This window comes from Rahnella sp. P4_A8, from assembly GCF_056402435.1.
Genome location: NZ_JBFUHK010000003.1, coordinates 71,535 through 86,794 on the forward strand (window position 1 = coordinate 71,535; position 15,260 = coordinate 86,794).

Below are 15,260 nucleotides of genomic sequence, written 5' to 3' on the forward strand. Positions count from 1 at the left end.
AGTCCAATTTTGAGCTGATTTTAGCCAGAAAATGGCGACTCATGCCGTCATGGATGCATTTCATTCCGCAACTCATGCATCTCACTCCACAAATCATCCGCATCCATTCCGCGGACTTATCATAGCCACAGTTAATTGAATCTACTTCGCTCGGGAGAACCCACTATGAGTGACAAATCTGGCATGCAGAACGACAACCGTACCCGCTGGCTGACACTGGCCGGTACCATTCTTACTCAGCTTGCACTGGGTTCCGTTTATACCTGGAGTCTCTTTAACGGTCAGTTGTCCGAAAAACTCGGCGAACCGATCAGCCGCGTTGCGCTGACGTTCGGTATCCTGAGTCTGTGTCTGGCTCTCGCCTCTTCCGTTGCGGGTAAACTTCAGGAACGGTTTGGTGTGCGTGCCGTCACCATCGCCGCCGGTTTACTGATGGCCGCCGGTTTCGCGCTGACCGCCCATTCCGATAACGTGATCATGCTGTACATCAGCGCCGGCGTGCTGGTCGGTCTGGCGGACGGTGCCGGTTACCTGCTGACCCTCACCAACTGCGTGAAATGGTTCCCTGAGCGTAAAGGCATGATTTCAGCCTGTTCAATCGGTGCTTACGGGCTGGGCAGTCTGTTATTCAAATTCGTCTGCGGTCATCTGCTGGCGACGGAAGGTTTGCAAAACACTTTCATGATCTGGGGTGGTGTGGCGATGGTGATGGTGATTGCCGGCGCACTGATGATGAAAGATGCGCCGAAACAGGAAACATCAGCCGTCACCCGTGAGGAAAACACCCTGAACGATAACAGCAACGACAGCCGTGATTTCACCCTGGCCGAAGCCATTCGTGCACCGCAATACTGGATGCTGGCGCTGATGTTCCTGACCGCCTGCATGAGTGGTTTGTATGTGATTGGTGTGGCGAAAGATATCGGTCAAAGCCTGGTTAAACTGGATGCGCTGACCGCCGCCAACGCCGTAACCGTGATTGCGATTGCTAACCTGAGCGGCCGCCTGGTGTTGGGTGTGTTGTCTGACAAAATGCAGCGTATCCGCGTTATCTCTATCGCGCAGATTGTGTCGCTGGCCGGTATGAGCATGATGCTGTTCACCCAGATGAACGAAATGATGTTCTTCCTCTCCGTGGCCTGCGTCGCTTTCAGCTTCGGTGGAACCATCACCGTTTACCCTTCACTGGTCAGCGACTTCTTCGGCCTGAACAACATGACCAAAAACTACGGCCTGCTGTATCTGGGCTTCGGTATCGGCAGCATCTTTGCCTCACTGGTGGCTTCCCTGTTCGGTGGCTTCGCAGTGACCTTCAGCATCATCACTGTATTATTGATTGTGTCATTGGTTCTTTCTGCCACAATTCGCTTACCGAATAAGTCAGAAGAAGCGCATAATACGCTCCAGCACGTGTAACACAGCAGCTGAGCACAGCAGCTGAGCACAGCATAAATGATGAACGGGAGCACAATTAGCTCCCGTTTCTTATGAAGAAAGCATATAAAATCGGCCGCTGAATCACGTACCCTTATGACAAAATGTGAACAGACCGGACACCTGCAAAATGAAACGCATTACCCTCGCTCTTTTTGGCCTGATGATCTCAATGACCACGTTCAACAGTTTCGCTCAGGCTTACCCTTCCAGCGCTCAGGAAGTGGCTTCTGAACTGAACCGTAAAGCCAGCGAAAGCAGCACCAGACCTTCCACAACTATCGATGCCAGCGCGCATAACAAACTGAACGCCCGCACCGATTATTTGAAATAAAACTCGCTTAAGTCACCACACGCCAGTCAGCCCGACGTCAGCGAACCAAAGTGGCGCGCTTGCCGTCAAACGCCCAGCCGCGGATCAGATACTGCATGGCGATCGCATCATCGCGATCTTTGTGCCGCAGGTTGTTGTAACGCTGATGGGCGATGCCGACGGCATCCATATCCAGTTCAACGCCCAGCCCCGGCAGTTCATTCAGCGCCAGTTTACCGTCTTTAATCTGCAACGGGTTTTTGGTCAGATGCTGTCCCTCCTGCCAGATCCAGTGTGTATCAAATGGCGTGATCTCGCCGGGCGCGGCCGCCCCGAGATGCGCCAGCATCGCCAGCGACACATCAAAGTGATTGTTCGAATGACAGCCAAGCGTCAGCCCCCACGCATTACATAATGTGCCGATGGTATTCGCCCCGCGCATCGACCAGTAATGGGGATCAGCCAGCGGGATATCGATCGCATTCAGTTGCAGCGCATGGCTCATCTGCCGCCAGTCGTTGGCAATCATATTGGTCGCGACCGGTAATCCGGTGGCGCGCTTAAATTCCGCCAGCGTTTCACGTCCGGAAAACCCCTGCTCCGCGCCACACGGATCTTCAACGTAAGACAAAATCCCGTGCATGTTTTTGCACAGCGAAATCGCCTGATCCAGCGACCAGGACGCATTCGGGTCCACAGTAATACGCGCCTGCGGGAAGCGTTTTTTCAGTGCCCTGACCGTTTCTATTTCGACTTCACCCGCCTGCACGCCGCCTTTAAGTTTGAAATCTTTAAAACCGTATTTATCCTGTGCCGCTTCCGCCAGTTGCACCACTTTTTCGTGGCTCATGGCCTCCTGATGACGCAGGTGATACCACAGATGCTGCCCCGCCAGCGCCTTTCCTGGCTGATAATCCAGATCGGTTTTCTGCCGGTCGGCAATATAAAACAGATAACCGAGCACCGGCACTTCATCGCGCTGTTTACCGGGGCCGAGCAGTTGCGCCACCGGCTGATTGAGAAACTGCCCCATCAGATCCAGCAGTGCGGTTTCCAGAACCGCGACGGCATTGTGATGACGTTCGAGATCCCACGGCCGGAAGCCCGGCAGCACCGGTTTCGGCTGACGGTTTTCCTCCAGATCCCGTTTGTGCAAATCGCTCACCAGCTGATTCATGATGCCAATTTTCTGCCCGACGATATGCGGGATGGCATCATTGAGGATCTTCAGCACCACGCCGGTGGCGGGCGCTTCGCCCACGCCGGTATGTCCGGCACTGTCTTTGAGCACCAGCAAAATACGGGTGAAATAACAGTTATGTGCACCGGCAATGTTCAGCAGCATGCTGTCGTAACCGGCGACCGGAATGACCTGCATTTCGACAATTTTAGGCGTATCAGACATGACGTTTTGGCTCCATTCCCTGCGGGGCGTGATATTCAGGTTGCGTTGGCGTGCGGTGAGTTTTGGTGAAGAACAGCGTGATAGCGGCGAAAACCGAAATTCCGCTGAGGATATACAAACCCGCAGTGGTGCTGCCGGTGGTTTGTTGCAGATAACCAAACACCGCCGGTGCGAAGAAACCGCCGAGATTGCCCAGTGAATTGATCAGCGCAATCCCCGGCGCCACGATGGATGACGGTAGCTGACTTTGCGGGATCGGCCAGAACAATACCGCGCTGGATTTCGTCCCGATACACACCACGCATAGCGCAAATAAACCAAACCACGGACTGCCGACCGTACACAGGCAGGTGCCGATCGCAGCCACAATCAACGCCAGCGCCAGAATGGTTTCGCGACTGCCGCGGAAACGGTCGCTGACGCGGCCAAGAATATTGATGGCGATAATGGCGCAAATCCACGGAACGGAATTCAGCATGCCGATCTGGAAGGGGGAAAGCCCCTGAATGCGGCCGATGATCTCCGGCTGCCAGAACACCAGCGTGTAACCGGTCATGCACATCACAAAGAACAGGAAACACAGGTACGCCATTTTGCCGTCAGTGATCAGCTTCCAGCGCGACTGCCCCTGCGTATGTAAATCACGCGAACTGGATTCCGTGCTCAGCGCATTACTCAGCGCAAGTTTCTCTTCAGCAGTCAGCCATTTTGCCTCTTCAGGTTTCGACACCAGGAAGAATGCCGCCACGATCCCTACCAGCACCGACAGCGCACCTTCGATAAACAGCACCCACTGCCAGCCCGGCAATCCCATAAAGTCATGCAATTCCAGCAGGCCACCGGTAACCGGGCCGGAGAGCAAGTACGCGGCTGCTGAACCGGTGAGGATCAAAGCCGTGGCACGGCCGCGGTAAACATTCGGCACCCATTTGCGGAAATAGAACAGGATCCCCGGGAAGAAACCGGCTTCAGCGACACCGAGCAGAAACCGCAGCACGTAGAATTGCATCGGTGTGGTGACGAAGCCCATGGCAAAGACCACCGCACCCCAGGTGATCATGATGCGCGTCAGCCAGACACGCGCGCCATACTTGTCCATCAGCATGTTGCTGGGAATTTCAAACAGCGCGTAACCGACGAAGAACAGCCCGGCACCGAAACCGAACGCTGCCGTGCTGATGCCTACGTCGGTTTCCAGGCTATGCTTAATGAATCCGACATTGGTGCGGTCGATTTGGTTAATGATCAACATCAGGATGAGCATCGGAATGGTGCGGGCAAAGAATTTGCGGTTTGCACTGCGTACCGCTTTGTTTTCATGACCGTTCATGGTGTTCCCTTAGTGTTGAAATTATGAACAACTGCAACACTAAGTAAGATGTGTACACCGGGATTTACCATTGTGCAGTCGCCCAAGTTTTGATCACCCGCAAGGACTCACTGGCCTTATTACTGCATATTATCAATGCATTAAACGATGTGCATAAGCACAATCATCTCCCCTGCTTCGTCATTGCTTTTGGGCAGATTAGCGAGATGCTTCACAGTTCAGAAAGGGATTTCTCAGACACATTGCTTAAAATAAAAGCACATATTTATCCATATAGATTATATGTTTGTTATAATTGCATCATGAAACAAATGATTGGGACAATTCGTCCCGCACAAGGAGTGTGAAATGAAGGCCACTGCTTTTTGGTTAATGATGGCAGGAGGCTCTGTCGGGATCGGTTATGTGATGGCCCTGATGATGGAACTTCTGTGAGTAAACAGCGTTAACGACGACGGATAAATAAGGACATTTCATGGCATTTTACAGCCCTAAACGCATCATTCTTTATACTGCCTCTGCGATTGCGCTGCTGGTGATCGTTGGTTTGGTCACGTATTTCACTGTCGGCCATTTAGGCGCATAACGCCTTTCCCTCTGCTTTCTCTTCCTGTGGCGATACTTGCCGTATCGTCGCATAATGCTGCCATTCATTAAGCTATGCGGAAGGATTCATCATGACATACAAAGGATTAATGATTGTTGCCGTGGTTATCGTGCTGGCAAGCATCGGTTCTGAGTCTCTGATACAGAAGGGCATTGCGCTGGCGGACAGCAAAATTGATCAGGTGATTACGCATTATGCGGACAAATAAGGCTTACATCTGCTGGATTAACCTTACCGGGCGATGACAAAACCATACACAAGGTTTGATATCTTAAATCCATCAAATGTTGTGTGATGTCCCTGTGTAATACCCCTGTAGAACCCTGTTATTTTGCCCGCCGCGTGCGGGCTTTTTTTTACCTGTTTTTCGGCAAAGGCAGCAATTGAGGTTGGATTGGGATCGGGATTGAACACAAAGCTTATTCACGAATAATTCGAGTTGCAGGAAGGCGGCAAGTGAAGGAATCCCGATGAGCTTACTTATGTAAGTGATTCGGGTGAGCGAAGGAAGCCAACGCAGAGTCAGCCCAAAGGATAAAGGGAATTCCCGCAAGCATTTGGGTTGGATCAAGGCGGCAACAGAACGCGTCCCCGGGAGCATACATCAGTATGTGACTGGGGTGAGTGATGGAGGCCAACGCAGAGCCAGCCCAAAGGATAAAGGGAATTTGCCGGTGCTTTCCCGGCCGTCATATTATGGCGCAAGCGTCCATCGAACACTCCGACATTGCGCGGCCTGAGCACGGCCATTTCATAACAGAAAAAACAACGGGTGAAATAATCCAACTGGCTTTTCTGTTATGGCTCCCGGAAATAAATTCAGAAGCTTATATATAATAAACCCCGGCGTTGGCCAGGGTTTATTTTTGTCATTGATAATGTCGATATTGAAACAATTATTCTGGCTGCTCCGGGTTTAACCCATCTTCGCTATTGCAGAGTGTTTGCCTTCAATATCAGGCGACATTACAGAACGACAACGTTACCCGCTGATGGGCCTTTCTGACCATTTTCGATGGTGAACTCAACGTTCTGACCTTCGTCCAGGGTTTTGAAATCATTGCTCTGGATTGCAGAGAAGTGAACGAACACGTCTTTGCTGCCGTCTGCAGGGGAGATGAAACCGAAACCTTTACCAGCGTCAAACCATTTTACTAAACCAGTCATTTTATTAGACATAGAAAATACCTTCTTCGTTTTTATTTTATGATGCCATAGGGCAATATAGGTCTGTTTTTATTTGAAATACTTATGGATGCATCAGAGAAGGAAATTCGTCGGAGAAAGGATTTGCTACATCACTTGAACCAGGAACTGCTTTACTAAAATGTCTTACATAAATAGGTCTTAACCACAAACCGTTGACGCTATTTACACACAGGCGGATTTATTAAGCAAGCTTTTATTTCAACGGGATTATATTACCGGCGGATTTATTCCAACCGGAAATATCGCTCAGGCCGCCCGTGACAACGGCTGTAGCCCGATTAAATAATGAGAAAGCCTGCCCGGTTCCGGCAGGCTTTAAGAATCATCCTCCCGCTCTTTTCATGCAATCCGCACGACGACCGTCTACCCGCTTAGCAAACCACGCGGTAGTCAGCTTGCGGGTAATCTTCGGACTTTCCAGCGTGATGCCCGGTAGCATTTCCCGTGGTTGTCTTTTTCCGGTGGTTTTATCCGCCAGCGCGAAGACCTGCTTGTAGAGCCGGGTCTCTTCAAACTCCAGTTGTTCGCCCTTCTCCAGTGCCTTACGGATGGCCGAATTGCTGATGTCCAGACGTTTGCTCAGTGTGCGTACCGCCAGCTCTGTGCCGCCCGGTTTATCAGTGCCGTAGTTAATCAGGTCACCGTCCAGTGCCAGCGGAATGCCGGACACTTTACTTACCGCACTCTGGAATGCGGCGTTGCGGCTGGCATACCAGCCAGCATTAAAGTCGGCAAAGCGGTATAACGGCTGAGTGTAATTCGCCGGATACCCCAGCAGATGTTTGACGCCAAAATACACGCCGCCGCGGCGGCTAAACACTTCATTGCGGATTGAATCCTCAACTTTATACGGATAGCCTTTGGCGTTTTGCTCGGCAAACGCAATGCTGACCTGCATCGGCCCGCCGGTATGCACCGGATTCAGATTGCCGAACAGCTTCTGCCCCATCGGCACCATATCAATGAAATCATCAAAAATCGCACTCAGCTGTTTCTCGGTTTTTACGTTATCCAGCCGCTCGCTGTAGGATTTGCCGTTCGGGGATTTCAGCAACAACGCGGTGTGCACCAGGAAATTGGGCACATGAACCGCATCGGCGCGCCGGTCAATCTCTTTCCACGCAATTTTGCTTAATCCCGGCACCGGTGCGTCGGCGTTGAAATTGGATTCCTGCTGCGCCACCGCCAGCACAGAACAGATATTTTCGGTGGTTGCCGGAATGTTCTGCGTGGTGAAAGCGGCGGTAATATCGGTCGCCCAACCTTTTCTGTCGGGGGCAGATGTCGGCATCAGCCGCACGATATCCGCTTTCACGTCATGCGGATTTTGCACCGGCGTTGCGCTTTTTTTCGTCGAGGTACACCCCGCGAGGATCATCATGGCCAGCACCGGCGCAAACTTTTTTATCGAAAATAACTTATGCTTCAAAGTGATACATTCCCTGAATAAATGACTCTGAGAGTGACGTTAGCGAAGATAGCTATGCTGATCTAGCAAAAAATTATCTTTATGCGTTAAGGTTAAGGCTCTGATGATGGAGATAAAGGAACAAGGAAATGATGCACTCAGCGCCCCGCTTACAGACCTCACACCGCGTATTTTTGCTCCCTTTTATGATGTTGCTGATGATTGTTGTCCTCAGCGGCTGCGGTGATAAAGAACCCGCACAACGCAAAGCCTTTATAGACTTTCTTCAGTCGCGGATCCTCGATAAACCCGTGCTGGCCGTCCCGCAACTGACCGAAGCGCAGAAAAAAGATTTTGGCGATTACACTAAAGATTACGCGATTATCACCGGTTTTCATCATCAGATGAATATCGAACTGGATTCTTCGCTGGTGCCGGTTTTTGCCGGTATGAACGGCGTAAACAGCGTCAGTAACCTGCTTGAGCAGCGCGATGATCTGAAGAAAATGGCTGACAGCAGTGAACGATGGAAAGAGAAAATCGTGCTGCTGAAAACCCAGGCCGATACGCAGCATGCAGCGCTGAAACAGCCGGAAGACCTGAAGAAGGTTTACGATCAGGTGTATGAGAAAACCATCGTTAAACCGTCAGCCATCACTGAGCAGGTGTTTGATTTATTGCCGCAGGTGCTGAACCTGATTGTAGCGAAGGCCGACTTCATCAAAAGTCAGGGCAAAAACGTCACCATCACCGGCAACCGTCTGCAATTCGCCAACCAGAAACAACTGGATAAATACAACGCCATCCAGCAACAACTGGTTCCGCTGAATGCGCAACTGATGCAACTCAGCCGTCAGATGCAGCAAATGGTGCGTTAATCCACCAGACAAAGACCCGCCCGCCGTAAGACGGTTTTTTCATTGCGGTGCTTTTGTTATGGTGTGCGGCAATTAAATAAGGAGACACCTATGAATGACGAGACCCTGAACAAACGTGTTGACCAGCTTGAGCGCGTAAACCGTGAGCTGCTGGTGCAGATTTCCGCCATGCGTCTGCTGTTCGGCAGCGTGGGGAATGTGCTGAATGCCAGCCAGGAAAATGCGTTCACCCTCGCGGTCAATCAGGCGCTGGAAGCCAACCGTGCAGATGTCGCCAATCAGGCTGATCTGGATGATGCCTCACGCAAATTCCGCGAAGATGTCTTCAAATGCACTGAATCCCTGCTGCCGGGTTCACGCTAAGTCAAAGCTCAGGCGCGATGCCTGAGCCTTTTCTCATCCTTCTGGCTGACCGTTTAGCCTCATCCAATCTACAAATTCACCACGCAGTTACGCCCTTTATTTTTGGCCTGATACAGCGCTTTATCCGCAGTTTTCAATGCCCCGTCAATATTGGCTTTTCCGGGATAGAACAGGGTAACGCCGAGTGAAATCGTGACCTGACCGGCCCCCTCAAACTGCTGCATTTCAACCTGCTTGCGCAAACGCTCGGCCAGCCCGGTGGCCTGCGTCAGTGACGCGCCGGGCAGCAGCAGTAAAAATTCCTCGCCACCCATGCGACACAGCAGATCGCCTTCCCGCGAATTACTCAGAATGTGGCGCGCCAGTTGGGTGATCACCCTATCGCCCACGTCATGTCCGAAAGTGTCGTTTACTTTTTTGAAGTGATCGATATCGAGGGTGATGACTGCAACGCGCGACGATTCCTTTAGCTGTTTATCCACCGCCTCATAAAAACCGCGCCGGTTCAGCAGCCCGGTCATCGGGTCGGTATGGGCTTCGGTACTCAGTTGTTCGATACGCTGATGCAACAACCGGATCCCCTGCAACATCACCGTTTTCAGCTTCGATGCTTCGTAATACCAGGCATTGATCTGCTGAATTTCCTCGGAGACATCATGTGAGTCCATGGTGTCAGCCTTTGAGGCAAGCTGTCGCAGCGGCCGCGAAATATAGCGCGTCAGCAGCCAGATGCAGATGAACACCAGAATGACGATCGGCAACGTGTAGATCAAAACCTGCATCATTACGTGATACAGCAGCATCACATCGGCTTTCGCCGGATGCAGCACCAGCACCGTCCAGCCCGCCACCTCCACCGTAGAGAAACCCGCCAGAGATTCTTCGCCTTGCAGGTTTTCCATACGCAAAAAACCCTGCTCCCGTCCGCCCAAAAGTGCCTTGTTCACATGCCCCTGTGGCGCGCTTTCACTCCAGCCTGACGCGTCGCGATACAACACGTCGCCTTCACGGTCGATGACATAGATATAGGCGTCTTTACGGTAATTGCGGGCATTAATCAGCGTATCCACAATGCTGCCTTTGCTCAGGTCAATTTCGGTGGCCAGATACCCGAGATAGCCGCCACGCGCATTACGGATGGGTGAGGAAAGCACAATGATGTGATTATTCTGTGGAGTGAGAAAGGGGGAACTGAGCACCGGATTTTGCGTTTTCAACGCAGCGGTATTGGCATCAGACACCAGTTTTAAACCGACCATCGCCGCAGAGTTTCGTGAAGCCGCACGCACGACGCCGGTGGTATCCACCACCAGCACCGAGCTGAAGCGCTTACTTTGCAACTGCAAACGATCGGCTTCTTCAGTCAGTGCATCAACATTGTTAAACCGCTCGCCGAGTAAATCGGCGCTATAGGCCACCTGCTTGTTTGCGGCATTGAAAAACAAATCAGCCGTCAGCGACAGTCGTGTGGCGAACGACTGACTCGCCCTGAGGGAGGATTCGGTAAGGAGCTTCTTCTCTACCTGAAAAATTGCCAGATAACTGCTGAGCAAGGTGACAAGCGTACTCACCAGTGCAAGAAGCAATATCAGTCTCTTAAGATTAAATGCAAACCGCCGCTGCTGATCCATTCTCTGTCCGTTGAGCTAATGACCCTGAATATTACAGAGGATAGCAGTATGTCCGGCAAGGGTTTTGATATGTCTCAGTCAGGGCAGTTTTGCTTACGATTAACACGGGCGCTTTAGTAGCATTTTTTCCGGATCAGAGCTTGCGTATTAACTTCTGTAAACGCGCCTTCTGCCAGCGCTCCACTGATCCGCGAAAAACAAAAATGCGTAACCCCCGCAACAACACAATGCCGCCCCAGATACACAGGGGCCAGACGAACCAGACTGAATCCGGCGAGGTGTAATGGTTTATCGCGAACAGACCGGCGTTGATCACCGCCCACAACAGAACGGAACGATAAAAACTGCTTTCTTCCGCTACCTGATATCTGGCTTTTTCTATCTGGTCGTCAAGCGCCTGCCCTGAAGCACTGCCCGTTTTCGCATCGTTTTCTGTCAGTTCAGAAACCTTGATATCAAAGGCTGCTGCGATAGCGCCGAGGGTTTCGAGGCTGGCCTGCTCACCATTTTCGATACGCTGCACCGTGCGCACGCTCAGTGAGGAAAGTTCTGCCAGTTGTTCCTGAGACCATGCCCGGGAAATGCGAAGTTGCCTGATTTTGCTCTGATTCATAATTTTTACCTGTAGAGTGAATGTTGAACACCCAATCAGCATGCAACGCAGGATCGGAAATCAACACGACAGCAACCTGACACGGACACGACAGCAAACTGACAGTATTAAAAATCAGAAGGTTAGCCGGTAAAATTTACTGTCTACCGCCATCAGCGGGAAGGCTGGCGGCAGATCTGGCACCGTGACTTCCTTAAAACCGTTCTTTTCATAAAAGCGATGCGCCGCCAGAAACTTGTCTGTCGTGCCGAGAAAAATATCTTTCACATTTTTCTCCCGGGCATGATGCAGCAACGTGTTGAGTAACAATGTGGCCACGCCGTACTCCCTGCCACGAAAAGGCGCGCTGACAAACATTTTGCGCAGTGCTGTCTGCGCATTACCGATATCTTTCAGTCCCAGCGTGCCCACGACTTTCCCTTCATAGCGGGCAACCCAGAAATCCCCGGCGCCGCGCTGATAAAATTGCGGAATGTCATGCAGATCAGGCTGCTGTTCTTCGGTGATGACAATGCCAAATTCCTGATTCTGGATCGGTAAAATCACATCCACCACACCGCGCTGATCGGCGGCAGAAAAGCGTTCAATTAAGACAGAATGACTCATCACACACTCCCTTAGTTAACAACAGATTTAATGAGGACATAGCAGCGCCAGCTCGGGATTTTCAGGGAAAACCCGTTCACTGAGAAAATCAATAAACACCCGCAACTTCGGCGTCATATAACCGCCGGAGGGCCATAAAATGTAAAAATCACCGCTGCGCTTCACGTAATCATCCAGCACGGTCACCAGTTGCCCGCCCGCCAGCTCCTTGCGGATACTGAAATCAGGCAGACAGGCGATGCCCAGCCCCTGCAGGGCAAAACATTGGCGCGTTTCAATATTATTGCAAACCATCGATACCGGCAGCGATAAATCCTGATATTCCGGCAGCGGCCATGGTTCGAGCTTTCCGCTATTAGGAAAGCGAAAATGCAGACAACGGTGTTCAACCAGTTCCTGCGGCTTCGCAGGTGTACCATACTGTTCAAAATAATCCGGCGCGCCGACCAGTAAATGATGAAAAGTACCCAGCTTGCGCATCGACAATCGCGAATCAGCCAGTTGGCCGGTGCGCACCACGGCATCAAACCCCTCTTCCACCACATCAACGATGCGATCGGTGAAATCCAGATCCAGCCCGATATCAGGATAACGACGCATAAACTCGCCCAGCACCGGCAAGAGTAGCGTGCTGACCTGAGGCAAGCTCAGCCGCAACCTGCCGCGCGGACTTTCCGCCAGTTGCGACAGCTCGCTTTCTGCCGCCTCGAGTTCCGCCACGATGCGCCGGCAGCGTTCGAGGAACAGCGTCCCTTCGACGGTCAGCGTCACGCTGCGGGTGCTGCGGTGAAACAGCCGCACATTCAGCCTGGTCTCCATGCGCGCAATGCTTTTACCCACCGCCGACGCCGATACGCCTAAAATTCGCCCGGCTGCCACAAAACTGCGGGTTTCTGCCACCTGTACAAAGGTATTCAGGCTACTGAGATTTTCCATTACTGCCCCCGATTACGGACATCATCGTCCGCATATTATGGAAACCTACCCTACTTTTTCCTCACTGAGGAGATCTCTATCGTGATTTAACACTTTCTGAAGCTGAGATATCCCATGAATTCCACTGCGTTGAAATCCCGACTTGATTGCGTTATCGCTCAGGCTATTCAGTCACAAAGACTGATCGGTGCCGTTGTCATGGTCGCCCTTCACGGCGAGGTGGTTTACCACCAGGCTGCCGGTTTTGCCGACCGGGAAAGCCACCAACCGATGACTGAAAATACGCTTTTCCGTCTGGCATCGGTCAGCAAGCCGATTGTGTCCACCGTGGCAATGGCACTGATCACCCAGGGGAAGCTGGCGCTGGATGACGATATTCAGACAGGGTTGCCGCAGTTTCGCCCTACCCTGCCAGACGGACAACCGGCACGCATCACGGTACGGCAGTTATTAAGTCATACCGCCGGGCTGAGTTACCGCTTTTTTGAGCCGGACGAAAACGGCCCCTATGCCCGCGCAGGGGTTTCTGACGGAATGGACAGCAGCAGCATTTCGCTGGCGGAAAATCTGCGACGTTTATCGGATGTGCCTTTGCTGTATACACCGGGCACGTCGTGGGGGTATTCGCTGGCCGTGGATGTGCTGGGCGCAGTACTGGAACAGGTCTGCAAACAACCGCTCGCTGAAGTGGTAAAAACGCAACTGACCGACCCGCTGAGCATGCATGACACCGGTTTCTTCGCACATGACCCGGCGCGGCTGGCTACGCCGTATGTCAGTGATGTGCCACAGCCCCATCGTCTGCGTGAAGGCGAAAAAGTCGCCGCTTTCGACAATACCTTGGGAATTGAATACTCGCCTTCGCGCGCACTCGATGCCCAGGCTTATCCTTCCGGCGGCGCGGGTATGGTCAGCAGCGCGGCTGACGTACTGAAGATGCTGGAAATGTTGCGTCTTGGCGGCGCTCCGTTGATCTCGTCCGCGCTGGTCGATGAAATGGGACGGGATCAAACTCGCGGAGCCGAACTGCCGGAATCCCCGGGTCTGGGCTTTGGCTTAGGTTTTTCGGTATTGCGTGACCCGCAGGCTGCCGCTTCACCGGAATCAACCGGCACGTGGCGCTGGGGCGGGGCTTACGGTCATTCCTGGTTCGTTGACCGTACCGCCGGACTGAGCGTCGTTGCCTTGACCAATACCCTGTATGAAGGCATGTCTGGCACGTTCGTCACTGAACTGCGCGATGCGGTGTATGGAGCGCAGTCATGAATTCCCCTGCCTTGAAATCTCCCCTGCCACTTTCAGCTTTACTGGCGATGGCACTGACCGGCTTTATCGCCATCATGACCGAAACCTTGCCCGCCGGATTGCTACCTCAAATTGCAGCGGATCTTAATGTGTCACCGGCGATGGCCGGGCAACTGGTGACGCTGTATGCCGCCGGTTCGCTGATGGCCGTCATCCCGCTGGCAGCACTGACACGGGGCTGGAACCGCCGCACTGCGTTGCTGACGGCAATCTTTGGCTTTCTGATTTTTAATACCCTCACCACCTTCTCGACGAATTATGTCCTGACGCTCTTCGCCCGCTGGGTGGCCGGCGCGGCGGCAGGGCTGGCGTGGGGGTTACTGGCCGGTTATGCACGTCGGATGGTCCCGGTGCATCAGCAAGGGCGTGCGTTGTCGGTGGCGATGGTCGGCACACCTCTGGCGCTATCTGTCGGCGTTCCGCTGGGCACCTGGATGGGTTCCGCGCTCGGATGGCGCATGGCATTTGGCGTGATGTCCGCCATCACGTTGCTGCTGATTGTCTGGGTGGTGAGAAAAGTACCGGACTATCCGGGGCAGGCCGCAGGGGAACGCCAGCCTTTAAGACAGGTAATGATGATGCCCGGCGTGCGCAGTATTCTGATGGTGATCCTGCTGTGGATGCTGGCGCACAACCTGCTTTATACCTACATCGTGCCGTTCCTGCGCCTGTCCGGGCTTGATGCACGGGCCGATCAGATATTGCTGGTTTTCGGCCTCGGCGCGCTGGCAGGCATTGGTATCACCGGCATGCTGGTGGATAAATATTTGCGGCGCACCCTGCTGGTCAGCCTGATAGCCTTTGCCCTGCTATCACTCGTGCTGGCGCTGAGCCGCTTTTCGCCGCTGACCGTGACATTGTGTGTCGCGCTGTGGGGGTTGACGTTTGGTGGTGCAGCAACCTTGCTGCAAACGGCGATTGCTGACGCTACCGGTGAACATGCCGATATGGCGCAATCGATGGTGGTCGTGGCGTGGAATCTGGCGATTGCCAGTGGCGGGGTAACCGGTGGGATCCTGCTGGAAACCGCGGGCATTGCAGTCTTTCCGTGGGCCATGCAGTTGCTTATCGTCGCCGGGCTGATTATTGCCGTTTGCGCCCGCAAGAACGGTTTCCGCCCGGGAGCCCGTCATGAAGAAATAGCACTAATGCCGGAGGAGCAGAAACGGGATCAAAGTTTCGAATCAGGCGAAAAGGTATAATCTCTAAACCTTTCCGGAAC

At 52.9% G+C, this 15,260-nt stretch carries 15 protein-coding genes; 7 read left to right on the plus strand and 8 right to left on the minus strand.

Annotation, left to right across the window (positions count from 1 at the left end; translation table 11 throughout):
* Nucleotides 1-165 precede the first annotated feature (165 nt).
* Nucleotides 166-1,416, plus strand: coding sequence for an L-lactate MFS transporter (locus tag AC1DUO_RS02710; RefSeq protein ID WP_013574342.1), 1,251 nt, complete (start codon nucleotides 166-168; stop codon nucleotides 1,414-1,416).
* A gap of 148 nt (nucleotides 1,417-1,564) precedes the next feature.
* Entirely contained in the window at nucleotides 1,565-1,768 is a 204-nt protein-coding gene (locus tag AC1DUO_RS02715; RefSeq protein ID WP_013574341.1) for a hypothetical protein, read from the plus strand.
* A gap of 37 nt (nucleotides 1,769-1,805) precedes the next feature.
* Here AC1DUO_RS02715 and AC1DUO_RS02720 read toward each other — a convergent pair whose 3' ends face one another.
* Nucleotides 1,806-3,152, minus strand: a complete 1,347-nt coding sequence (locus AC1DUO_RS02720) for an enolase C-terminal domain-like protein (RefSeq protein WP_153374826.1) — start codon at nucleotides 3,150-3,152, stop codon at nucleotides 1,806-1,808.
* Nucleotides 3,145-4,482, minus strand: a complete 1,338-nt coding sequence (locus AC1DUO_RS02725; protein ID WP_013574339.1) for an MFS transporter — start codon at nucleotides 4,480-4,482, stop codon at nucleotides 3,145-3,147. Before AC1DUO_RS02725 ends, AC1DUO_RS02720 begins: the two co-directional genes overlap by 8 nt.
* A gap of 677 nt (nucleotides 4,483-5,159) precedes the next feature.
* Here AC1DUO_RS02725 and AC1DUO_RS02730 point away from each other — a divergent pair.
* Nucleotides 5,160-5,297 (plus strand): hypothetical protein, encoded by a 138-nt coding sequence (locus tag AC1DUO_RS02730; RefSeq protein WP_013574337.1) that lies wholly within the window; start codon nucleotides 5,160-5,162, stop codon nucleotides 5,295-5,297.
* A 758-nt stretch (nucleotides 5,298-6,055) separates the two neighbouring features.
* Here AC1DUO_RS02730 and cspE read toward each other — a convergent pair.
* On the minus strand, nucleotides 6,056-6,268 hold the full coding sequence (gene cspE / locus AC1DUO_RS02735; RefSeq protein ID WP_013574336.1) for a transcription antiterminator/RNA stability regulator CspE: 213 nt from the start codon (nucleotides 6,266-6,268) through the stop codon (nucleotides 6,056-6,058).
* 352 nt (nucleotides 6,269-6,620) lie between these two features.
* Nucleotides 6,621-7,679 carry a DUF1615 domain-containing protein gene (locus AC1DUO_RS02740; protein ID WP_051931124.1) on the minus strand — a complete coding sequence of 353 codons (1,059 nt, stop codon included), beginning with the start codon at nucleotides 7,677-7,679 and terminating at the stop codon, nucleotides 6,621-6,623.
* Between the two features lie 176 nt (nucleotides 7,680-7,855).
* Here AC1DUO_RS02740 and AC1DUO_RS02745 point away from each other — a divergent pair, with 176 nt between their 5' ends.
* A complete protein-coding gene (locus tag AC1DUO_RS02745; protein ID WP_119261334.1) occupies nucleotides 7,856-8,584 on the plus strand; it encodes a DUF3053 domain-containing protein in 729 nt (242 codons plus the stop codon).
* A 90-nt stretch (nucleotides 8,585-8,674) separates the two neighbouring features.
* A complete protein-coding gene (locus AC1DUO_RS02750) occupies nucleotides 8,675-8,947 on the plus strand; it encodes a hypothetical protein (RefSeq protein ID WP_015689466.1) in 273 nt (90 codons plus the stop codon).
* A gap of 68 nt (nucleotides 8,948-9,015) precedes the next feature.
* Here the strand turns inward: AC1DUO_RS02750 and AC1DUO_RS02755 are convergent, their stop codons facing one another.
* The 4 genes from AC1DUO_RS02755 to AC1DUO_RS02770 all read right to left on the minus strand — a co-directional run bounded on the left by AC1DUO_RS02755 (nucleotide 9,016) and on the right by AC1DUO_RS02770 (nucleotide 12,733).
* Complete coding sequence (locus AC1DUO_RS02755; protein ID WP_013574333.1) at nucleotides 9,016-10,578, minus strand: sensor domain-containing diguanylate cyclase; 1,563 nt, start codon at nucleotides 10,576-10,578, stop codon at nucleotides 9,016-9,018.
* Between the two features lie 133 nt (nucleotides 10,579-10,711).
* Nucleotides 10,712-11,191: a 2TM domain-containing protein gene (locus AC1DUO_RS02760; protein WP_112151302.1), complete on the minus strand. Its 480-nt coding sequence runs from the start codon at nucleotides 11,189-11,191 to the stop codon at nucleotides 10,712-10,714.
* Between the two features lie 114 nt (nucleotides 11,192-11,305).
* Nucleotides 11,306-11,797 (minus strand): GNAT family N-acetyltransferase, encoded by a 492-nt coding sequence (locus AC1DUO_RS02765; RefSeq protein WP_013574331.1) that lies wholly within the window; start codon nucleotides 11,795-11,797, stop codon nucleotides 11,306-11,308.
* Between the two features lie 27 nt (nucleotides 11,798-11,824).
* Nucleotides 11,825-12,733 (minus strand): LysR family transcriptional regulator, encoded by a 909-nt coding sequence (locus AC1DUO_RS02770; protein ID WP_013574330.1) that lies wholly within the window; start codon nucleotides 12,731-12,733, stop codon nucleotides 11,825-11,827.
* Between the two features lie 114 nt (nucleotides 12,734-12,847).
* Between AC1DUO_RS02770 and AC1DUO_RS02775 the strand changes: the two genes are divergently transcribed.
* Both AC1DUO_RS02775 and AC1DUO_RS02780 read left to right on the plus strand, forming a co-directional pair.
* On the plus strand, nucleotides 12,848-13,999 hold the full coding sequence (locus AC1DUO_RS02775; RefSeq protein ID WP_449632207.1) for a serine hydrolase domain-containing protein: 1,152 nt from the start codon (nucleotides 12,848-12,850) through the stop codon (nucleotides 13,997-13,999).
* Complete coding sequence (locus AC1DUO_RS02780; RefSeq protein WP_223509707.1) at nucleotides 13,996-15,240, plus strand: MFS transporter; 1,245 nt, start codon at nucleotides 13,996-13,998, stop codon at nucleotides 15,238-15,240. Before AC1DUO_RS02775 ends, AC1DUO_RS02780 begins: the two co-directional genes overlap by 4 nt.
* Nucleotides 15,241-15,260 lie beyond the last annotated feature (20 nt).

What these genes read in the sequence shown, in the direction of transcription:
- AC1DUO_RS02775 (WP_449632207.1), top strand. Translation starts at nt 12,848, where the DNA reads ATGAATTCCACTGCGTTGAAATCCCGACTTGATTGCGTTATCGCTCAG.
- AC1DUO_RS02715 (WP_013574341.1), top strand. Translation starts at nt 1,565, where the DNA reads ATGAAACGCATTACCCTCGCTCTTTTTGGCCTGATGATCTCAATGACC.
- AC1DUO_RS02710 (WP_013574342.1), top strand. Translation starts at nt 166, where the DNA reads ATGAGTGACAAATCTGGCATGCAGAACGACAACCGTACCCGCTGGCTG.
- AC1DUO_RS02765 (WP_013574331.1), bottom strand. Translation starts at nt 11,797, where the DNA reads ATGAGTCATTCTGTCTTAATTGAACGCTTTTCTGCCGCCGATCAGCGC.
- AC1DUO_RS02760 (WP_112151302.1), bottom strand. Translation starts at nt 11,191, where the DNA reads ATGAATCAGAGCAAAATCAGGCAACTTCGCATTTCCCGGGCATGGTCT.
- AC1DUO_RS02770 (WP_013574330.1), bottom strand. Translation starts at nt 12,733, where the DNA reads ATGGAAAATCTCAGTAGCCTGAATACCTTTGTACAGGTGGCAGAAACC.
- AC1DUO_RS02725 (WP_013574339.1), bottom strand. Translation starts at nt 4,482, where the DNA reads ATGAACGGTCATGAAAACAAAGCGGTACGCAGTGCAAACCGCAAATTC.
- AC1DUO_RS02780 (WP_223509707.1), top strand. Translation starts at nt 13,996, where the DNA reads ATGAATTCCCCTGCCTTGAAATCTCCCCTGCCACTTTCAGCTTTACTG.
- AC1DUO_RS02745 (WP_119261334.1), top strand. Translation starts at nt 7,856, where the DNA reads ATGATGCACTCAGCGCCCCGCTTACAGACCTCACACCGCGTATTTTTG.
- AC1DUO_RS02730 (WP_013574337.1), top strand. Translation starts at nt 5,160, where the DNA reads ATGACATACAAAGGATTAATGATTGTTGCCGTGGTTATCGTGCTGGCA.
- cspE (WP_013574336.1), bottom strand. Translation starts at nt 6,268, where the DNA reads ATGTCTAATAAAATGACTGGTTTAGTAAAATGGTTTGACGCTGGTAAA.
- AC1DUO_RS02740 (WP_051931124.1), bottom strand. Translation starts at nt 7,679, where the DNA reads ATGATGATCCTCGCGGGGTGTACCTCGACGAAAAAAAGCGCAACGCCG.
- AC1DUO_RS02755 (WP_013574333.1), bottom strand. Translation starts at nt 10,578, where the DNA reads ATGGATCAGCAGCGGCGGTTTGCATTTAATCTTAAGAGACTGATATTG.
- AC1DUO_RS02750 (WP_015689466.1), top strand. Translation starts at nt 8,675, where the DNA reads ATGAATGACGAGACCCTGAACAAACGTGTTGACCAGCTTGAGCGCGTA.
- AC1DUO_RS02720 (WP_153374826.1), bottom strand. Translation starts at nt 3,152, where the DNA reads ATGTCTGATACGCCTAAAATTGTCGAAATGCAGGTCATTCCGGTCGCC.